Annotated in this window: 18 protein-coding genes; 9 read left to right on the plus strand and 9 right to left on the minus strand. The window is 63.6% G+C overall.

All coding sequences use genetic code 11. The annotated features are described in order from the left end of the window. Window positions 1–187: 187 nt before the first annotated feature. The 4 genes from pgaD to pgaA all read right to left on the minus strand — a co-directional run bounded on the left by pgaD (window position 188) and on the right by pgaA (window position 6414). Window positions 188–661, minus strand: a complete 474-nt coding sequence (gene pgaD / locus BR71_RS22795) for a poly-beta-1,6-N-acetyl-D-glucosamine biosynthesis protein PgaD (protein WP_052370375.1) — start codon at window positions 659–661, stop codon at window positions 188–190. Beyond that, window positions 658–1905, minus strand: a complete 1248-nt coding sequence (gene pgaC, locus BR71_RS06330) for a poly-beta-1,6-N-acetyl-D-glucosamine synthase (RefSeq protein ID WP_043634213.1) — start codon at window positions 1903–1905, stop codon at window positions 658–660. Before pgaC ends, pgaD begins: the two co-directional genes overlap by 4 nt. A 127-nt stretch (window positions 1906–2032) precedes the next feature. Further along, window positions 2033–3991: a poly-beta-1,6-N-acetyl-D-glucosamine N-deacetylase PgaB gene (pgaB, locus tag BR71_RS06335; protein ID WP_156038839.1), complete on the minus strand. Its 1959-nt coding sequence runs from the start codon at window positions 3989–3991 to the stop codon at window positions 2033–2035. Next, window positions 3991–6414, minus strand: coding sequence for a poly-beta-1,6 N-acetyl-D-glucosamine export porin PgaA (gene pgaA, locus BR71_RS06340; RefSeq protein WP_043634216.1), 2424 nt, complete (start codon window positions 6412–6414; stop codon window positions 3991–3993). Before pgaA ends, pgaB begins: the two co-directional genes overlap by 1 nt. 289 nt (window positions 6415–6703) lie before the next feature. On the opposite strand from pgaA, the gene BR71_RS06345 reads away from it, so the two are divergent. Beyond that, window positions 6704–7183: a VOC family protein gene (locus tag BR71_RS06345; RefSeq protein WP_043634219.1), complete on the plus strand. Its 480-nt coding sequence runs from the start codon at window positions 6704–6706 to the stop codon at window positions 7181–7183. Window positions 7184–7192: 9 nt separating this feature from the next. Here the strand turns inward: BR71_RS06345 and BR71_RS06350 are convergent, their stop codons facing one another. Both BR71_RS06350 and BR71_RS06355 read right to left on the minus strand, forming a co-directional pair. Beyond that, the gene (locus BR71_RS06350; protein ID WP_043634222.1) at window positions 7193–7759 is read right to left on the minus strand and encodes a MarR family winged helix-turn-helix transcriptional regulator; all 567 of its coding nucleotides are present in this window, start codon (window positions 7757–7759) and stop codon (window positions 7193–7195) included. 474 nt (window positions 7760–8233) lie between these two features. Further along, on the minus strand, window positions 8234–9064 hold the full coding sequence (locus BR71_RS06355; protein ID WP_043634225.1) for a ChaN family lipoprotein: 831 nt from the start codon (window positions 9062–9064) through the stop codon (window positions 8234–8236). Window positions 9065–9265: 201 nt separating this feature from the next. Between BR71_RS06355 and BR71_RS06360 the strand changes: the two genes are divergently transcribed. The 4 genes from BR71_RS06360 (at window position 9266) to BR71_RS06375 (ending at window position 12710) form a co-directional block, all read left to right on the plus strand. After that, window positions 9266–9862: a TetR/AcrR family transcriptional regulator gene (locus tag BR71_RS06360; RefSeq protein ID WP_043634230.1), complete on the plus strand. Its 597-nt coding sequence runs from the start codon at window positions 9266–9268 to the stop codon at window positions 9860–9862. A 103-nt stretch (window positions 9863–9965) separates the two neighbouring features. Beyond that, on the plus strand, window positions 9966–10706 hold the full coding sequence (locus BR71_RS06365) for an NADPH-dependent oxidoreductase (RefSeq protein ID WP_043634233.1): 741 nt from the start codon (window positions 9966–9968) through the stop codon (window positions 10704–10706). Between the two features lie 45 nt (window positions 10707–10751). Continuing rightward, window positions 10752–11852 carry an alkene reductase gene (gene nemA, locus BR71_RS06370; protein WP_043634242.1) on the plus strand — a complete coding sequence of 367 codons (1101 nt, stop codon included), beginning with the start codon at window positions 10752–10754 and terminating at the stop codon, window positions 11850–11852. A 435-nt stretch (window positions 11853–12287) separates the two neighbouring features. Next, entirely contained in the window at window positions 12288–12710 is a 423-nt protein-coding gene (locus tag BR71_RS06375) for a hypothetical protein (protein WP_143330295.1), read from the plus strand. Between the two features lie 88 nt (window positions 12711–12798). Here the strand turns inward: BR71_RS06375 and BR71_RS06380 are convergent, their stop codons facing one another. Both BR71_RS06380 and BR71_RS06385 read right to left on the minus strand, forming a co-directional pair. Further along, the gene (locus BR71_RS06380) at window positions 12799–13470 is read right to left on the minus strand and encodes a UPF0149 family protein (RefSeq protein ID WP_043634249.1); all 672 of its coding nucleotides are present in this window, start codon (window positions 13468–13470) and stop codon (window positions 12799–12801) included. Window positions 13471–13563: 93 nt separating this feature from the next. Continuing rightward, window positions 13564–15252, minus strand: a complete 1689-nt coding sequence (locus tag BR71_RS06385; protein WP_043634252.1) for an AMP-binding protein — start codon at window positions 15250–15252, stop codon at window positions 13564–13566. A 147-nt stretch (window positions 15253–15399) separates the two neighbouring features. On the opposite strand from BR71_RS06385, the gene BR71_RS06390 reads away from it, so the two are divergent. The 3 genes from BR71_RS06390 (at window position 15400) to BR71_RS06400 (ending at window position 18286) form a co-directional block, all read left to right on the plus strand. After that, a complete protein-coding gene (locus tag BR71_RS06390; RefSeq protein ID WP_043634256.1) occupies window positions 15400–15786 on the plus strand; it encodes a MerR family transcriptional regulator in 387 nt (128 codons plus the stop codon). A gap of 104 nt (window positions 15787–15890) precedes the next feature. Further along, window positions 15891–17561 carry a sensor histidine kinase gene (locus BR71_RS06395; RefSeq protein ID WP_043634261.1) on the plus strand — a complete coding sequence of 557 codons (1671 nt, stop codon included), beginning with the start codon at window positions 15891–15893 and terminating at the stop codon, window positions 17559–17561. Then, window positions 17555–18286, plus strand: a complete 732-nt coding sequence (locus tag BR71_RS06400; RefSeq protein ID WP_043634264.1) for a LytR/AlgR family response regulator transcription factor — start codon at window positions 17555–17557, stop codon at window positions 18284–18286. Before BR71_RS06395 ends, BR71_RS06400 begins: the two co-directional genes overlap by 7 nt. 44 nt (window positions 18287–18330) lie before the next feature. Here BR71_RS06400 and BR71_RS06405 read toward each other — a convergent pair whose 3' ends face one another. Continuing rightward, the gene (locus BR71_RS06405) at window positions 18331–18669 is read right to left on the minus strand and encodes a hypothetical protein (RefSeq protein WP_043634267.1); all 339 of its coding nucleotides are present in this window, start codon (window positions 18667–18669) and stop codon (window positions 18331–18333) included. A 204-nt stretch (window positions 18670–18873) separates the two neighbouring features. Here BR71_RS06405 and BR71_RS06410 point away from each other — a divergent pair, with 204 nt between their 5' ends. Beyond that, a complete protein-coding gene (locus BR71_RS06410) occupies window positions 18874–20088 on the plus strand; it encodes an L-lactate MFS transporter (RefSeq protein WP_043634270.1) in 1215 nt (404 codons plus the stop codon). Window positions 20089–20171: the final 83 nt, after the last annotated feature.

Genomic DNA, 20171 nt, shown 5'->3' on the forward strand with positions numbered 1-20171 from the left:
GCCAGCTTGCCGCTGCTGGGCCTGGCCGCGTCCTTCGCCCTGCTCTACCACGGGCTGTCGGCCAGATTGGGATGGAGGAGGAAGTGGAGTCGCAGCACTTCGCCTATAGCACGCTGTGCGCCGACGCGGCCGCCTGGGCCGTGTCGCTGACCTTGCTTGCGGCTGCCTTTGTTCGGCGGCGGGCGATTCAAGCGGGCGGCGGCAACCGCGTCACGGTTTCGATACGGGCGATGCCGCCCTCGTCGCAATGGTGGACCACCGCCACTTTGGCGGCCTGGCCCTCGCGCAGTTCGTCCGGCGGCAAGCCCAGGTCTTCCGCCAATTTCTCCAAAGCGACGTTGGGGATCGGGCTGCGTTTCTGCTTGCCGGTGAAACGCCAGTAATTGATGCGCGACCAAAGTAGCAGGCATAAGCCGATCAGCGCGATCTCTAAGCCGTAGTCGCGCAGCTTGCCCAGATGTTCCGGAGCGTCCTCCGCGCGGAGCGCCGCCGGCAACACGTCCCGACCCCAGATCAGGTAGCCGACATAGGCCAGGGCCGGCAGCCACAGATAAAGCCACGCCAGCCAGCACACCAGGGTCATCAGCCAGGACAGCAGCCGCTGCAAGGCGCTCATATTGTGCGAGGCCTGGATAATCAGGCCGTCTCCCAGCCGGCTCATGCCCTCACTCCCCGATCCGGGCTGACCCAGCGCGCGCGCTTGCCCTTTTTGCGGAACACGGCCTGCGGGAAAGCCACGATCGTGGTGCAGACGTTCAGCAGCCAGTAGACCAGCGGATACCACACCATCCAATAGTAGTTCTTACCCAGTTTGGCGTCGTACTGGCTATCCATCATCTTGCTGATCATGAACTGCAACATGCAAGTGCCGCCCAGCACCATGCCGTGCCAGCGCGGGATCAGCGGCGTGCCGATCTGGGGCAGCCAGTCGCCCAACACCAGGCTCAGCAGCCAGTACGCGATGATCCCGGCCATGGTGTAGGACCACACCACGCTGAGGAAGTATTCGGAGTATACCGGCCACATATGGCGGTGCCGCCAAGTGCGCAACACCCAGGCGTTGCGCATCAGCGCCTGGGTGCCGCCCTTGGCCCAGCGCAGCCGCTGCTTCCACAGCCCGCGCAGGGTTTCCGGCATCAATATCCACACCAGCGCGCGCGGTTCGAAGCGCACGTTCCAGTGCTTGAGCTGGAGTTTCCAGCTGATGTCGATATCCTCGGTCAGCATGTCCTCGCTCCAGTAACCCGCCTGATAAACCGCGGTCTTGCGAAAGGCGGTGATCACGCCGGACACGGTGAACAATCTGCCGTAAGTGCGCTGCGCTCGCTTGATCAAGCCAATGATGGCGGTGAACTCCCCCACTTGCAGCCGCCCCAGCAAGGTGGTGCGGTTGCGGATGCGGGGATTGCCGGTGACCGCGCCCACGCGCGGCGAGGTCAGGAAATGGCGCATCAGCCATTTGCCCGCGTACGGGTCCAGCAGCGCGTCGCCGTCTATGCACAGCAGGTATTCGTGGCGTGCCAGCGCCAGCGCGGTGTTGAGCCCCACCGCCTTGCCCTGATTGGTGGCCTGGTGCACTACGCGCAGCCTTGGATGCGCGGCGGCCAATTCGTCCAGGATGGCTCCGGTGGCGTCCCGGCTGCCGTCGTTGACCGCGATCACTTCGAAGTCCGGATAGTCCAGCGCCAGCGCGTAAGCCAAAGTCTCGCGCACGTTGTCTTCCTCGTTGTAGCAAGGCACCACCACGCTCAGGGGCGGATAATCCAGCACTGGCGGCTGGTTCAGCGGCGGATCTTTTCTTTCGTAGTGGAGGTAGTAATGCACCGCCCCCACCATCCACAAATACGCCATGAACAACGGATAAAAAAAGGCATATGCCAGCAGCAATATTAATGCCAGGTCCACAACACGTCTCCTCGCCCCTTGATGCGATGAATCATCAATCGCCTAATGGTTCCACCGCCTCATGGGCGGGGCCCGCCTCCAGCCGCGGCGCGCCTTGTAGCAGGCGCTTGGCCCCCGCCGGAGGCCTTTATTCTTCCGGATGCGCCGTCATCGAAAACACCCGCCTGAACGCTTTCAGCCTGGGTTGATCGTGGAACAAGTCGTCCGGGTAGTAGGCGATATGCCGCGCCCCCAGAGTGTTGAGTTCTCGCACCGTGGCGGCCAGCTCCGCGGTGGGGATAGGCTTGCGGCTGCGCCAGTCCACCGCCTGTAGCTCGAACACGGTTTTTTCCAGCGCGCCCGGCTTGGCCGCCACTTTGTCGAACAGGCGCCGCATCCAGGCCTTGGGATCGGCCGCGTTTTCCATATAAGGCATCGCCATCACCGCCACCCGGTCATAGCGTTTCAGCGCGCTGTCGAAGGACTGGGCGAACCAGGTTTCCGAATCCGGGTTGAGCACCACCTCGGCGTAGAGATTGCGCGCGGTGCGCAAGTCCGGCTGGTATTGGCGCACCACGGCCGCCAATTCCATGCTGAAGTCGTCCAGCAAGGCGGTTTTGGCTCGCGTCCAGCGCGCCATTTGCTCCGGATCGGCGCGCACTTCGGCCACACCGGCAGCCAGGCCCTGCCCTTGCCGCGCCAGACGGGCCGCCTGGCCGGCGTCTTCGAAATCGGACAGAGTGGCATCGTCATGGAACAACAGGCCGCCAAAGCGGGAGCTGCGCGCCAGGTCTTCGTAAATCTCGCGAATCAGCTGGCGCACCGGCGGGGAATACGGAGTCAACCGCGCATAGCCCTGTGTCTTGGCCTGAGCGCCTCCGGCCTGCTCCGCCAGCACCCGCTCGCCTGCCAGCGGATGGCCCGCTGGCAGTACGAAGCCCAAAAGCGGCATCCAGGCGTAGACCCTGACGTTGGCCCGGGTCTGCAATTGCCAGGCGGCGCGGTTGAAGAGGTCCGCGCGCATCGGCAGATGGCGGTTGGGGAAATACAGCGCCTGCGCCACGCCGTCGCCGTCGGGATCGGCGAAAGCCTGCAGGTAGACGGTGCTCACGCCCATCGCCTTGACCCGGTCCAGCAGCCGGCCCAGGTTTTCGTCCTGCCGCTTGGGGTCGGGATCATAGATATAGTCCAGGTCCACGTGCATGATGCGGCTGGGTTCGGGCCGGATGCCGTCCGGCCAGCCGTTCAGCTGCTTGAATTGATAAGCCAGATCGGCCAGGTCCATATTGGCGTCCAGCAGCACCCGGCGCAGCGAGGACAGCGGAGTATCGCGGTCGTTGATGCCCGCGCCCAGCCCCATGGTCACCGGCATGCCCTCCTTCGCCGCCACCTTCGCCGCCTGCGGCGAATAGCTGCCGTAAGGCCACACCATCGCTCTGGGCGCAACGCCCAGCCGCGCCTTGAGCAGCGCGCTGTTGCGGCGCAAATCGTCCTGGATGCGCGCCAGATAAGCCGATTCGCTTTCATAACCGCCAGCGCGGTAGGCGCGGGCAGTCAGGGCCGGCTCAAGATTGCCCTGGGGATTGGCCAGCACGCCCAGATGAGAGGCATAGCTGTGGCTGGCCACTTCCACCAGGCCGCTGGCCCGCATTTCGCGGATTTGCTCCCAGCTCAGGAATTTGCTCCGCCCCGCCACGCCGTCGCCATAGCTGACTTGGCTACCCTCGGGCGCTTCCAGCCAACTGCCCACCAGCGCAATCACGGCCGGTGCCTGGAACAGCTTCAGCACCGGATAGACATTGGTGTACACGCTGCGATAGCCGTCGTCGAAAGTCAGCAGCACCGCCTTGTCCGGCAAGGGCTTGCCGCCGGCGCGGTCATCCAGCACCTGCTGCAAGCTGACAAAGCTGTAGCCCTGGCCCCGCATCCATTCCATCTGTTTCACCAGCGCGCGGGCGTCCACCGCGAATGGGTCCGACGCGCCGCTGTCGGTCTTGTCCACCTCGTGGTAGCACAGGATCACCAACCGCCCGGCCGCCGCTTGCGCCCAGCCGCTCCACAACAGGCAGGCCGTCATCAGGGCCGCCAGCCATTGTTTCATTTTCATCAGAAGCGCCAATCCAGATTGAGATAAACCTTGTTGCCGGTTTCAGCCTTGCCGTCATAGGGATGACGCACTCGGGTGAAGCCGTAGCGCAGGCTGCCGCGGCTGCCCCAGCGCCACTCTTGTTCCAGCAGCAGACCCCACACGCCGCCGGCGCCGAAATCGCGCTGGGTATAGCTGCCCAGCGTCAAGCCCAAGCGCTGATGCCAGGTGGTTTCGTACTCGCCCCACAGCTTCCATTCCTGCATCGCCGTCACCGAAGCCTCGCCGTCGGCGCGCGGGTTGAAGTAGCGGGCGGACGGCACCGCGTCATTGGCGCTGGCCGCCAGCGTCAGAATGGTATTGAGCTTGTAGCGCGGGCCGCTGACCCAGCGCTGGTCCCAGTTGGCCGACACCGCGCGGCGCAGATTGCCGTCGGACAAGGACAGCGCTTCGGCTTGCAAGGCGTAGCTGCGATAGTCGTCGGCCCGGTATTGCAGGCTCAGTTGGGACCGGTTGCCGCGCACATCGTCCAAGCGGCCTTTCAACGGCGCTTCGGCGCTGTTCAGCTCGAAGCGAGCGCCCAGCGTCCAATAGTCGTCCGGCGTCCAGTCGTAGCCGGCGAAAGCGCCGCCGCGCCGCCCGCCGTCTATCTGGCCGGTAAGGCCGAATTCGCCGCGCCCTTGTTCGCCGCGCCATTCCGCGCCCATGCCCAGCGCCTCGTAACGGGCCGAGGCCGTCTCGTTCACATAGCTGGCGCGTTGCAACTGGTGCAGACCAAACAAGCGCCAGTGGCCGAACGGCGAGGAATACAGCCGCGCCGAGCTTTCCCAGGCGTTTTGTTCGCCCGCGCCCTGGCCGCCGCTCAAATCCTTCTTCCCCTCCAGCACCAGCTCCGGCCTCCGTTCCAGCCGGGCCCGTTCCCTCAGCTGGCGCACGCCGGCGTTGTCCACATCCAGCTCGTTCAGCCTCAGCAGCTGGCGGTCCGCCTCGTCCAGCTCCTGCAAGTCCAGCGCGGCGCCGGCCAAGCCGGTTGCCGCCGCTTCCGGCTGGTCCGGTTCGTCCACGCTCAGCCGAGTGAATACGCCTCGCGCCAGCCGCGGCCAGCCGCGCATCAGAGCCAGGCTGCCCTGGTTCTGTCGCAATTCGGGATTAAATGACGCTTCGTCCAGCAAAGCCTCCATCTTCTTCCAGCCCCCGCGGGTGTCCTCTTGGTAGGCGGTCACCATCGCGTCCAGCAAGGCCACGCGCTGGAACGCCGGATTGAACACGCGCCGGCCGCTGGCGCGGTCGGTTTTCAGCCGGGGAGCGGCGGCTTGCAACGCGGCCAGCTCCCGGCGGCAGGCGGCGTGCTGGCCGGACTCCAACAGGGCGTAAACCAGGCCGATGCGCCAATCCAGCGCCTCGTCCGCCTGCGGCGCGTCGCGCAGCGCCGAGCGGTACAGCTCCTCTGCGCGCAGCGGCTGGCGCTGGTTGAGATAAGCGTCGGCCAAGGCCGCGCGGGCATACGGCGACCACGCCTGGCCGGCCCGCTGCCGGTCCAGGGCGATGGCCTGCGCAGACAAGCCGCGCTGCTGCAACATTTGCACGCGGTCATCCGCCGCCAGCGCGGCGAACGGCGGCCGCGCGGCTTCAGGCCGCGCCGAGATGTCCTGATTAAGCTTCAGCGCCGCGTCGGTTTGCGCGTGCCGGCCAGGTCCGCTGTCCTGGCTTTCCTGGATGCGTCCCCAACGGCTCAAAGTCGCCGCGCGGTCAAAATCAACCTGCAAGGCCAGCCGGGGATCCGCGATGGACGCCTGACCTGCCTGCCACGGCGCGCCCAAGCGGAGCAAGCAGCCCAGATAACTGCGCTCCAGCTCCGGGTCTCCGGGAAAGCGCGCCCGCGCGCGGATCAGATAGTCCAGCGCCCGGGTCAGGTCCCCGCTTTGCAGCAAGACGTATGCACGCGCTCGGGTCAACTCCAGTTCGTCGGCCGGCGAGCCGGCCGGCGCGGCGTCCAGAGTGGCCAGCGCCGCCGCGCCGTGTCCGGCCTCGGATTGGGCCATCGCCAGCCCGGCGCGGTAGCCCGCCGCCGGCTGACGCGCCAACAACAAACGGTACAACCGTTCGGCCTCCGCGGCATCGCGTTGGTCGCGCGCAACACGCGCCAGCCGCGCCAGCGTGTCCGCCGACATGTCGGCTTCGTGGCCAGGCAGCACCCGCAGAGCCTCCGCGCCGCGCCCGCTCCAGCACAGCAGGGTCAAATAATCGTCCAGCAAAGGCGCGGCCAGCGGTCCGCGCGCGCGCTCCCGCTCCAGCATCGCCAGCGCCGGCGCGGTCTGCCCCGCCCTAGCCTGGACGATGGCCGCCGCGTACTCCGGCTGTTTCCAGACCGGCGTCTCCGCGCCGGCCGCAGCGCCGGCCAACAACAAACCAGCGGTCAGGCTGGTGAATAGATTTCGCGTCATGCTTGACCCGTCATGGCCTCTATCAACATCAAGTTATAAGTTATTAAACGAATACTAAATTTCACTCAATTAGATAGCAAATTTTTTTTCTATTTAAATTTATTATTTAAAACAGTCCGCATGGAAACCTACCCCACTCGCATGAGGCCAATATAGCCGCTGGCGCGCGGCTTGCTGGCTCGACTGGCCAATTCAGCTCTTCCAAAAATTACGCTTGACGTATAGTTTGCATAACGTACTATATGACGACAGGCGGCCGCCTCACCTCATCCCCTTAAGGAATCGAACTATGGCTATCGAAGTATTGGAATTGCACCATCAAGGCTTGCGCATGCCGCTGAACCTGGTTGAGGCCATGGGCGCGTTTTACCGCGACGTGCTGGGCCTGGATGCCGACGGCGGCCGCTGGCACATCCCCGGAGTGCCCGGATTTTTCCTGGACCTGGGCAACGACTGCCAGATTCATCTGCTGGGCAACGACGGCGCATCCCCGTATGCGCAGGGCGCGGATCAGGACCCGGTAGACAATCACGTGGCGCTGGCGGTGAGGGACATCGCCCAAGCGGAGGCGGAACTGCTGCGGCAAGGCATCGCTCACTGGAAACAGGCCAACGTCGCCGCGCCGGAACTGACGCAATTATTCCTGCGCGACCCCGCGGGCCACTTGATAGAGCTGCATCAGATCGGCCATTGCCGCTGCAAAGCCAGCGACCGCGCCCGCGCCGACGCGCTGGCGGCGGCGGGCGCGCAGCCCAGCGCGCCGCGCTGAAAAACGGGTTCAGTCCGCTTTCAATCTACTCCACACCTTGGCGAGCAAGGACCAAAGCGCCGCGCATTCGCTCTCGTCCAGCGCCTCGGTCAGGCGCTGGCAAGCGCGCCAGAAACCCGGCAGCGCTTGCCGCAGCAGTTCCCGGCCGGCCTCGGTCAGGCTCAGCTCCAGGCTGCGGCGGTCTTCGTCTCGCAATTGTCTTTGCAGCAGGCCGCGTCGTTCCAGCCAATCCAACTGGCCGGTGACGGTGGAGCGGGTCACCCCTAGATAGTCGGCAATCGCCGACGGGGTGAGCGGCCCGTTCCGCCACCACCCCCGCTCTTGCAGCGAAAACAGCATCAACACGTTCAGCTTGCTTTCGGTCACATCCAAGGACCGCAAATCCGCGTTCACCGCGCCCAGCACGTCGTCGCTCAACCACAGCAGCAGCAGGCCGAGCCCGGCGTGGGTCTGGCTCACCTCCTCGCCGGCGCTATGCGTCAGCAATTGCAAATGTGGGGCGATGGCCGGCTCCAGCGCGCGCGTGGCGGCGGAAGCATCAGATGGAGGAAAGGAGGTGGCGGCGGCGTCGGACATGGCTTCAAGACAAGAGGAGGAATCAAACCCGCAGCAGGCTTCGCCTACCGCGGAAACGAGGGCAGCGCGCGGGGCTCCCGCGGCTATCATAGTGGCCGGCCCGGCGCGACGCAAACGTCCGCGGGCCCGATCGCTCAGCCCGCCGGCTCCCTGGCGGATTTGCAAGCGCCCTTCTTGAAGATCTCGCGGTTGCGGTCCGTAGCCGGCGGTTAAGAATCGACGAGGATGGCCCCCGTCCAGTGGCCATCGGTGGGATTGGATGTCAGAATGAATGGCGGCCCTGATCCATCAGCCGCGCGCGCTCACAAGTTCATCAATGATTGAATCAAGCATCTCAGAAGGTGTTTACGATCTCGCGAGCAAGACAAAGCGAAAACCGTTGAGAAAGCGGAATGGTCATACGGGGTATGAGCATTTCGAAGCGGTACTCACCGTGTCGAGTCTCACGAGGCGCAGCAGACTTTGAACAGGCTCTCAGCGCCGGACCGGCGCGACAAACCAGACATAATCGGCCTGCCCCGCATCCAGCTTCATGCCCTCTTCCGCCAGGATCAACACCCGCAGCGGCGCTTGCGGCTGCAAGTCGCGCACATGCAGCGGCACGCCGATGTCGGCGGCGGCATGGTAGGCGCCGGCAATCAGCAAAGCCGGCGCCGGCGCGGCCAACAGCCTCTCGGCCATGCGCCGGTCGCGCGCCTGCTGCACCGCCAGCATCGAGGCCAGGTGCTCGGCCGTGAGCTGTCCACCGTGCTCCTCGCGGATCAGTTCGCTCAGTTTGACGCGCACCTCCGGCCGCGCGGACGCCTGCCCCGACAATTGCGCTTGGCTGCGGTATACCGTCCGCATCTCGCTCTTGTCCAGATTGGCTGCCAGCAAGGGATAAGGCGCGCTCAACGCATGCTCGGCCAGCTTGCCGTACAAGGGCCACGGCCAACCCGGCTGCCAATCCACCGCCTGCGCCAACGCCTTGCCGGACAAACGCTGGCCAGCGCGCAGCGCCGCCTGAGTCTGTTCCACCTTGGCTTGTTGCGACGGCGTCAGCATTTCCAGCAGTACGCTGCCCTGCGGCCGGCGCGCCGCCAGTTCCGCCGCCAGCCAGCGTTCGATGCGGTGGTGCTCGGGGTTATCGTGCTTTTCCCCCACCAACAAACGCGGCGCCGGAGCCAGGCGCTGCAACAATTGCGCCGGCTGCAAGGCCTCGCCGCTGCGCAAGTCCACGATGCGGCCGGGTGGATCGGTCTCCTGAGGCAAGGCGGCGCAGCCGCTCAGCAGCACAATGCCCAGCAGCTTCCAAATTGACTTCATAACGGCTCCCTATCGCATCGGCGCTGACGTAAGATTTCAGTATCTTAATTGCAATTGATTCTTATTGTTATTAATAAAATACCTAAGGGAACTGCATTCAGGCCCTCCAAGCCGCCCGCCCGCGCATCGCGGGCACGATGTCTCTCGCAAAGGGGGATAAATTTCTTGAAACTAGACGACCGGTCTAGTAGAATTCAGCCTATGTCACGTCCCAACCAGTTTTCTGATACTCGCGAACACCTGCTGGCCACCGGCGAAGCCATCATTCTAGGCAAGAGCTTCTCCGCCGTGGGCCTGGCGGAAATCCTCGGCGCGGCCGGCGTGCCCAAGGGTTCGTTCTACCATTACTTCCGCAGCAAGGAAGGCTATGGCGTGGAACTGCTGCGCCGTTATTTTGAGAAATACGACGGCAAACTGGTTAGCTTTCTATCCAAGGACGCCGGCAGCGCCCGCGATTGCCTATTGCATTATTTCGACGGCTGGCTGGAAACCCATCGCTGCGACGAGCCGCAACGCTGTTGTCTGGCGGTGAAGCTGGCGGCCGAGGTGTCCGACCTGTCCGAGCCGATGCGTGAAGCGCTGGCCGAGGGCATGGGCTTTGTGGTGCGCAATCTGGCCGCTTGCATCCGCCGCGGCCAACAGGAAGGGTCTCTGGACGCGGACCTGCTGCCGGACGAAACCGCCAGCGCGCTGTATAGCCTGTGGGTGGGCAGCGCTCTGCTGTTCAAAACCCAACATTCGCGCGCGCCGCTGCTGGCGGCGATGGCGCACACGCAACAGATTCTGCGCGCGCCTTAGCCTTCAGAACCCGCCAAGGCAAGGCCGCTCACTCCCCGCTCCCCGGAGCGGGTTATTTTGAAATTACAACTAGACGACTGGTCTACTTCAAGGAGCCTAAAGCATGAATCAAACACTGGAACTGATGCAAGAGCACCGCAGCGTGCGCAGCTACCAAGACAAGCCCATTCCCGCCGAGGTGCTGGATGCAGTGCTGGACGCCGCCTGGAAAGGCCCCACCTCCATCAACGGCCAGCAAGTGACGCTGGTGGTGGTTCAGGATGCTGAACGCCGCCGGAAAATCGCCGAGATCGCCGGCGGTCAGCCGTGGATCGCCCAAGCGCCGGTCTTTGTCGCCATTGTTCCCGACTTCTACAAAACCCGGATCGGCGTGGAAAAAGCCGGTTCCGAGCAAGTGATACACAATAGCGTGGAAGCCTTCGCCGTCGGCGCGGTGGACGCCGGCATCGCGCTGGGCAACATCATGACCGCGGCCCGCTCCGCCGGCCTCAGCGTGGTGCCCATCGGCGGCATCCGCCGCGATCCGCAGGCCATGGTGGAGCTGCTGGAACTGCCGGAACTGACCTTCCCGCTGGTGGGTGTGGTGCTGGGCTACGCCGATCAGGACAGCGCGATCAAGCCGCGGCTGCCGCGCGCCAGCTTCGTGCATCGTGAACGCTACCAAGCGGCGGAACTGCCTGCAATGATCGCGCAGTACGACGCCGCCATCATGGATTACTGGAAGAGCATTCAGCGCGCAGACGGCCAGCCCTGGTCCGCCAACACCGCGCAGTACTACCGCAACGTGTATTTCCCGCAGGTCGCGCCGGTGGCGCGCAAACAGGGTTTCGGCTTCGATCAGTGATCGCGACCGCCCCATTTTCTCCCGCTTAGAGCCAAGGAAACCGCAATGCAAGCCGACAAACTGTTCACCCCGCTGCGCGTAGGCGCCGTGACCCTGAAAAACCGAGTGGCGATGGCGCCGCTGACCCGGCTGCGCAACACCGAGCCGGGCGACGTGCCCACCGCGCTGGCGGAAACCTATTACGCCCAACGCGCCGGGGCCGGCCTGATCGTGGCCGAAGGCACCCACATCTCCCCCACCGCCAAGGGCTACGCCGGCGCGCCAGGCATCTACAGCGAAGCGCAAGTGGCGGCCTGGACCAAGGTCAACGCCGCGGTGCACGCCAAGGGCGGTCTGATCGCGCTGCAGCTGTGGCACACCGGCCGCATCTCGCATCGCTCGCTGCAACCGGACGGCGAAGCGCCGGTGGCGCCGTCGGCGATCCAGGCCGACAGCCGCACCAATATCCGCGCCGCCGACGGCAGCCTAGTGCGCGAACAATGCGACACCCCGCGCGCGCTGGAAGTCTCCGAACTAGCCGACATCCTGGAAGACTACCGCCGCGCCACCGACAACGCGCGCCGCGCCGGTTTCGACCTGGTGGAGATCCACGGCGCCCACGGCTATCTGCTGGACCAGTTCCTGTCGCCCCAGGCCAATGTCCGCACCGACGAATACGGCGGCAGCGTGGAAAACCGCGCGCGCTTCCTGCTGGAGGTTGTGGACGCGGTGGTGTCGGAATGGGACGCCGATCACGTGGGCATCCGCATCTCGCCGCTGGGCATCTTCAACGGCATCAGCAACACCGATCAACTGGACATGGCGCTCTACCTGGCCGAAGAGCTGGCCAAACGCAAATTGGCCTTCCTGCACATTTCCGAGCCGGACTGGGCCGGCGGCCCGGTGCTGGACGAGGGCTTCCGCCAGGCGCTGCGCCAACGCTACCCGGGGGTGATCATAGGCGCCGGCGCCTATACCGCCGAGAAGGCCGAAACCCTGATCCGCCAAGGCTATATCGACGCCGCCGCCTTCGGCCGCAGCTATATCGCCAACCCGGATCTGGCCGAGCGTCTGCAAAGCGGCGCGCCGCTGAACCCGCCGGACCCGGCCACCTTCTACGGCGGCGACGCGCGCGGTTATACCGACTATCCGGCGATGAATCACTAAGCCCAGCGCTAACCGCCAAACACGCGGCGCGTCTCCCCTCCCGAGGGCACGCGCCGTTTTGCCATTGCCTCACCCATCCGGGCTTGCCGGCCGGCTATTTTCCGCCCAGAGCCGATACCGACCGCGTAAGCAAGCATTGACGGGCTTTTAACGCCCGGCCTGCGCCTTGACCCGGCAGCTGGCAACTGTGCACAATCGCTGCCGTGCCGTTCCTCGCGGCACCGGACTTGGCCGTCCGGCGAACTACACTGCGAACAAGCGCTTGAGTCTTGCGTTTGGATCGCTGCACTCGTGCGCGCTCACAATGGCGGGCCGGGTGGGGACACCTTAGCGGGTGTGCCGGAGTCGTGTAGTCCGGTCGGCCAACCCTGTTCGGTCTGCCACCTCCGCTTGGCCGTGGGGGTGGCAATGAAAAACCGCTACACGGAGGTGATCATGTCGATCAAAACCCCATCCCGCCGCCATTACCGTCCAGACCCGGACCCAACATCCCGCGCGGAATTGCCGTTTGCCGGCAACGCGTCCAACCGGCGCGGCGTCCATTGCTGGCAAGTTCCGCCCATAGACGACCAACACGCCGCACATTTGCTGGGCCGCGAATTCGCAGGACATTTCATCAAGTATTTGCAGGACAACCCCGAAGACGGTCTGCACAATCTGCTCGCTCAAATCGCCGCGGACATCGACTTTAGCGACAACAGCGCCGCCAAAGGCTATTGGGAAGGCTTCTTCAGCCTGCTGGAGCAAGTGCTGGCGCTGACCACCTCTCTTTTGGATGTATTCGACTACATCGACCGGCTCAACGCACGGGAGGCCGCCGAACGCGCGCTAAAGTCCGCAGCAGTGCCCGGTACTTAACAATTTCAGCAAGCGCCGAGGCGCCCCAGCATGAAAAAAGGAAGCCGAATGGCTTCCTTTTTTTGCTCCCGGCGCGGTGCGCGGAAAATCAGTTGCGTCCGCAGCAGGCCTTGTACTTCTTGCCGCTGCCGCAGGGGCAGATATCGTTGCGGCCCACTTTATCGCCTTCGCGACGCACGGTGCTGGGCGCCTGCTCCTTGGCGCGCCAGTAAGTGTAAACCGCGGCCAAGGCCTCCAGCAGTTCTTCCTTGTAGCCTTCCACTTCCTCGTCGCTGAAGGTCAGCAGATCTTCGCCGTCCTCTTGCTCGAAAGCGCCGCCCAACACCAGCATAGGCATCATCAGGCTTTCAAAACCCTCGTCCTCGTCGGCCACTTCGAACCAGTCGGTGTCCACCACGTCCAGCGCGTAGAGGAAGGCATTGGCCCAAGGCCAGTAGTCCGGCTCGTCGCTGTCGCTATCGTCTTCAGCGTACAGGATCAGATCCAGTTCCTTGCCGCCCGCCAGCGCGGCGGCGGTGGCGTCGTACAGCTTTTGCAGCAGGGTTTTCAGTTCAGCCGCGTCGTCCGCGCTCTCAAAGGCCGGCGCGTCGCCCAGCACTTCCTCCAGCCAGAAATCGGCGTCCACCGCGTCCGGACCGCACGCCAGAGCGGCGAAAAAGCCCTGCACTTCGTCCGGGCGCATGGTACTGCCGCTGGCGGACAAGGGGGTCAGCAGGTTTTCCAGACGCAGCAGATCGGCGTCGTTGAATACGGTAGTCATGATGGATTCCTCAGCTTAAAGATCAGTCTGGCGGCATTGTAAGCCAAAAAGCCCCGGCAAGCCGGGGCTTTTGTTCCCATCGCTTGCGACGAGTCAGGCGGTTTTGCCGTCCGCCAGCCCCAACTTCTCCTTCATCTTCTCGCGCATGATGAATTTCTGGATCTTGCCGGTAATCGTCATCGGGAAACTATCGACGAATTCGATGTAACGCGGGATCTTGTAATGCGCGATTTGCCCCTGGCAAAAAGCACGGATATCGTCGGCGCTCACACTTTCGCCGTCGCGCAACCGGATCCAGGCGCACAATTCCTCCCCGAATCTATCGTCCGGCACTCCAATCACCTGCACGTCCTGAATCTTGGGATGGCGGTAGAGAAACTCCTCCACCTCGCGCGGGTAAATGTTCTCGCCGCCGCGGATCACCATGTCCTTGACCCTGCCCACAATATTGACGTAACCGTCGGCGTCCATCTCCGCCAGGTCACCGGTGCGCATCCAGCCGGCGGCGTCTATCGCCTCGGCGGTCTTGGCCGGATCGCCCCAATAGCCCGGCATCACCGAATAACCGCGGGTGTGCAGCTCCCCGCTCTGGCCACGCGGCACGATGCGCCCTTCCACGTCCACTATCTTCACCTCCACGTGCGGGTGAATGCGCCCCACCGTGGCCACGCGCTTGTCCAGCGGCGTGTCGGTGGCGCTCTGAAAGCTCAGCGGGCTGGTTTCCGTCATGCCGTAGCCTATGGTGACCTGGCTCATGTTGAGCTGGCTGGTCACCCGCTTCATCACCTCGATGGGACAGGGGCTGCCGGCCATGATGCCGGTGCGCAGCGTGGACACGTCGTAATCGGAAAAATCCGGGCGGTCCAGCACCGAGATGAACATTGTCGGCACCCCGTGCAAGCCGGTACACCCCTCTTCCTGCACCGCGCACAGCACCTCCTGAGCGTCGAAGCTCTCCGCCGGAAACACCATGGTCGCGCCGTGGGTCAGACACAGCAAGGTGCCCAGCACCATGCCGAAGCAGTGGTAAAGCGGCACGGGAATGCATAGCCGGTCGTCCGGGCCGAACGCCATCGCCGCGCCGGCGAAGTAGGCGTTGTTCAGAATGTTGTGATGGGTGAGGGTGGCGCCCTTGGGGCTGCCGGTGGTGCCAGAGGTGAACTGAATATTGATCACATCGTCGAACTGCAGCGTCTCGCCCAAGCGCTGCAACCCGGCTTTCTCCTCCGCCGACGGCACGGCCATCAAATCGGCGAAATTGAGCATGCCCGGCGTGCGCTGCTGGCCCAGGCGGACCACGATCTCCAGCTGCGGCATGGCGGCGGACTTGAACCGGCCCGGCTCGCAAACGGCGAGCTCCGGCAGCAGATCGGCCGCCATCGCCAGGTAGTCGCTGCTCTTGAAGCTGGGCGACAGGACCAGTGCGCGACAGCCCACCTTGCTCAGCGCGTACTCCAACTCGGAGCGGCGGTAGGCCGGGTTGATGTTGACCATGATCAGCCCGGCCTTGGCGGTGGCGAACTGGGTCAGCACCCATTCGGCGTTGTTCTGCGACCAGATGCCGATGCGGTCGCCTGGCTTGAGCCCCAGCCGGATCAGGCCGCAGGCCAGCCGGTCCACATGCTCTCGCAGCTCCTCGTAGCTCCAACGTATCTGCTGGTGGCGCACCACCAAGGCTTCGCTGCGCGCATGCTCGCGGCAGGTCTGGTCAAACAACTGGCCGATGGTCTGACCGATCAAGGGCTGCGGGCTGGCGCCGTGGACATAGCTGGGCAGGGTCATCGAATCTCTCTCTCCTGGTAGACGGTACGTATCGCTTTTGTTTTTTTCATTCATCCCATAAGTTGACGATTACGTAAACGTAAATCATGCTAGAGCTGAGAACACGTTAAAAAAAAGCTACAATCGCCGCTTGCCTTGGAACACACCATGACCGAACCCGAATTCTTCAGCATCTCCGACCTGGCGCGCGATTTCGACGTCACCCTGCGCACCATCCGCTTCTACGAAGAACAAGGCCTGATAGAACCCCAGCGCGACGGCCGCCAGCGGGTATTCAACCGCCGCGACCGCGCCCGGCTCAAGCTGATACTGCGCGGTAAGCGCATCGGTCTATCCTTGTCCGACATCCGCGAAATCCTGGACATGTATGAACTGGCCCACGACGAGGCCAGCCAGTCGCAAAAACTGCTGGACTTGGTACTGGAGCGCCGCCGCCAGCTGGAAGAGCAACGCCGCGACATCGACGCGGTGCTGGAAGAAATCACCCGCCTGGAAAACCACTGCCGCACGGTGCTGGCGCAGCCAGCGGCATGACGCCCGCCTAATCTGCGCCAACCTGCGGTCAAAGTGTCCCGCATGGCTTAAAATCAGGGCTTGAGGCTGGCCCGACCGGGCGCGGCCGCCCCGCTCCCGACGCCATGATAGAAAACCAAACCATGCTGCTGGCGGTGTTCGAACGGGCGGCGCTGATGTTGATGGCGCTGTTCTTCCTTACCCGCACCCGCCCGTTTCAACATCTGCTGCGCAAACAAGACCACAGTCCGGCCGAACTGGCGGCGGTATCGCTGCTGTTCTGCCTGTTCGCCGTGTTCAGCACCTATACCGGCATTCCGGTGGACGGCTCGCTGGTCAATGTGCGCATCATCGCCATCCTCTCCGGCGGCATTCTGTTCGGCCCCTGGGTGGGCATACCGGCCGGTATCGTCTCAGGCCTGCACCGCTACCTGATAGACATCAACGGCTACACCTCGCTGCCCTGCCTGATCTCCAGCGTCTGCGCCGGCCTGCTGGCCACCTGGATACACTTCCGCGCCGGCAGGAGCCGGCTGTGGCTGTACGGCATTTTGGCCGGCATGTTGTGCGAGGGGCTGACCATGGGCCTGATCCTGCTGTTGACCGATCCAGCGGTGAGCGTGCCCATCGTCCGCCACATTGCCTTCCCGATGATCTTCGGCACCGTGTGCGTCGGCCTGATCATCAAGCTGGTGCAAGACGTCAACGACGAAAAAGAGCTGCTGGCCGCGCGCCAGGCCAAGCTGGCGCTGACCATCGCCAACCGCACCCTGCCCTATTTCCAGAATCTGGACCGCGACGCCATGGTCCAGGTCTGCACCGTGATCCGGGACCAGTTGGACGCCGACGCGGTGGCCATCACCAACACCTCGGACGTGTTGGCCTATGTGGGCCTGGGCAAGGACTACTACGAGATGGACGAGCACTCCGCCATCGGCGCCATCACCCGCCAGGCCATCGCCGGCGACCAGATCATCATCGAAAACAATCTGCAGCAATACCACCTGGCGGACTTCCACTCAGTGATCATCATCCCGCTGCGCGAAAAAGCCGGCGTCAGCGGCACCCTGAAAATCTTCTACCGCAAGAGCCACGGCATCAGCACGCCGTTGCGCGAAGTGGCGGTGGGCCTGTCCCAGTTGATCTCCACCCAGATGGAAGTGTCGCGGGTCAAACAACTGGAAGAGATGGCGCGCAAGGCGGAATTCAGCGCGCTGCAAAGCAAGATCAACCCGCACTTCCTCTTCAACGCCCTGAATGCCATCTCCTCGCTGATCCGCATTCAGCCGCAGCAGGCGCGCCAGCTGATCTCCAACCTGGCGGACTACCTGCGCTACAACCTGTCGCTGGGCGACCGGCTCATCGACATCCAGGAAGAACTGCAACAAGTGCGCGACTACGTGGCGATAGAACAGGCGCGCTTCGGCGCCAAGCTGACGGTGGAATTCGATATCGACGACGTGCACGTGCGCATCCCCAGCCTGCTGTTGCAGCCGCTGGTGGAAAACGCCATCCTGCACGGCATCCAGCCGCGCAAGGAGCCGGGCCGGGTCAGCATCGCGGTCAAGCGCGACGGCGCCAAGGTCCATGTCTGCGTGCGCGACACCGGCTACGGCGTCAGCCAGGAAGTGCTGGACGGCGTGGCCGCCGGCACGCTGTCCAGCCGCAGCATAGGCCTGAGCAATGTCAACCAGCGGCTCAAACTACTGTACGGAGAAGGCCTACGGCTGACCCGGCTGGAGCCCGGCACCGCCGTTTGTTTCGACCTGCCCGCCGCCGAGGAGCCGACATGCTGAAAGCCCTGATCGTGGAAGACGAGTACCTGGCGCGCGAGGAGCTGGCCTATTTGATCCGCGAGCACAGCCGCATCGACATCGTCGCCAGCGTGGAGGACGGGCTGGAGGCGTTCAAATTCCTGCAGGAACACGAAGTGGACGTGGTGTTCCTGGACATCAACATCCCATCCATAGACGGCTTGCTGCTGGCCAAGAACCTGCACAAATCGTCGCGGCCGCCGCGCATCGTCTTCGTCACCGCTTACAAGGAGTTCGCGGTGGAAGCATTTGAAGTGGAGGCTTTCGACTACATCCTCAAGCCCTACAACGAAGCCCGCATCATCAATCTACTGGCCAAACTGGAAGCGCAAACCCCGCCGGCGGCGGCCGCCGCGCCGGCCGAAGCCCCGGCCGCCAGCCGCACCGTCAACCTGGTCAAGGGCGACAGCATCATCGTCACTCCCTGCGAACAGATCTACTACGCCGAGGCCGACGAGAAAGTCACCCTGGTCTACACCGCGCACGACCGCTATGTGATGTCGATGAGCATCAGCGAATTCGTCGCCCGCCTGCCGGCCGACAGCTTCTTCCGCTGCCACCGCTCCTACTGCGTCAACATCCACAAAATCCGCGAAATCGCGCCCTGGCTCAATAGCACCTACATCATCAAGCTCTACGACCTGAAGGCGGAGATTCCGGTCAGCCGCAGCAATATCAAGGCTTTCCGGCAGTTGATGCATCTTTGACCAACGAGAAAGCCAAAGCAGCCCAATAGGGCTGCCAGCGGCGACTACTGATTCAACTCACAACCGTACTGTCGAATTGCCGCCTGCTCTTCTTCATTGATTCGCGCCAATTCAACATTTTTCAACAACACCAGCTTGATCGGCAGTGACTGTAATACTGCGGCATGCAATGCTCGATGCACTTTTCTAAAGCCCTCCGGTTTACTTCGCCGGTATGGGAGGCCCGCTAATAAGCGGCGTACATTTCTCGAGTAATGCTTCAACGGTCGTCTGCTTCCCTTACTCGCTTTCCCGATATAACGCAGACCGCCGATTTCCCACAAATAGAGCAAAGGCAGTCCCTCGTCCACACCATTGCTCTCAAACTCAAACTGAAAGTCCATCCCCCCCCCGCTAATTCCATTGGCAAGCAAGCATCGCAATGTAAATGCCAAGCGCCCATACGCCCCATTCTCAGGGTCTGCAACTGGTTCGCCGTCCTCTGCACTTCATTCCGCGCCGCCTGCATCTCATGCCGCCGCCGCACCCCCTACATAAGCACAGGCTTATAGTCACACTAACAGTAATGACTTTAAGCGAGCAGCGCCATGAACGCCTCAAACTCTATCCGCTACCGTACCCTGGCCGGCACCGTCCTCACCCAGTTCGCCCTGGGCTCCGTCTATACCTGGAGCCTGTTCAACGCCCAACTCTCCGCCAAGCTGTCCGAGCCGGTCAGCCAGGTGGCTTTCGCCTTCGGCCTGCTGAGCCTGGCGCTGGCGGTGGCCTCCTCGCTGGCCGGCAAATTGCAGGAACGCTTCGGCGTGCAGCGCGTCACCCTGGGCGCCGGCCTAATGCTGGGCCTGGGCTTCTTCCTCACCGCCCAGGCCAATAATCTGGTCATGCTTTACCTTTGCGCCGGCGTGCTGGTGGGCCTGGCCGACGGCGCCGGCTACCTGCTGACGCTGTCCAACTGCGTCAAATGGTTCCCGGAGCGCAAGGGCCTGGTGTCCGCCTGCGCCATCGGCGCTTACGGCCTGGGCAGCCTGGGCTTCAAATACATCAATCTGGCGTTGCTGGCCCGCTTCAGCCTGGAAACCACTTTTGAACTGTGGGGCCTGATCGCCATGACCATGGTGGTGGCCGGCAGCCTGCTGATGCGGGACGCGCCGCAGCAACAAGCCGCCGCGCAGCAGAACGCCAACCATGACTACACGCTGGCCGAGGCGATGCGCCAGCCGCAGTACTGGATGCTGGCGCTGATGTTCCTGACCGTGTGCATGAGCGGCCTGTACGTGATCGGCGTGGCCAAGGACATCGGCGAAAGCTATGTGCACCTGCCGGCGCTGACCGCCGCCAACGCCGTGGCGGTCATCGCGGTGGCTAATCTGTCCGGCCGCCTGGTGCTGGGCATCCTCTCCGACAAGATGCCGCGCATCCGGGTCATCACCATCGCCCAAATTGCCGCGCTGGCTGGCATGCTGACCTTGTTGTTCGTGCCCTTGAACGCCACCCTGTTCTTCCTGGCCATCGCCTGCGTCGCCTTCAGCTTCGGCGGCACCATCACCGTCTATCCGTCGCTAGTCAGCGATTTCTTCGGCCTCAACAACCTGACCAAGAACTACGGCGTGATCTATCTGGGCTTCGGCATCGGCAGCATCGTCGGCTCCATCGTCGCCTCGCTGTTCGGTGGTTTCCTGGCCACCTTCCACCTGATCCTGGCGCTATTGATCGTCGCGCTGTTGTTCTCGCTGACCATACGTCAGCCGGGCGCCGCCAAGGACGAGGCATTCGAAGCCGAGCCGCATCTGGGCAAAGCCTGATTCCCGCGCCGCTCTCTGCAACGCCCCCGCTTGGGGGCGTTGTTGTTGGGGAACCGGGAGGAATCCCTGGCAGGGATCGCCTG

It is taken from the genome of Chromobacterium haemolyticum DSM 19808 (assembly GCF_000711885.1).
Taxonomy (GTDB): domain Bacteria; phylum Pseudomonadota; class Gammaproteobacteria; order Burkholderiales; family Chromobacteriaceae; genus Chromobacterium; species Chromobacterium haemolyticum.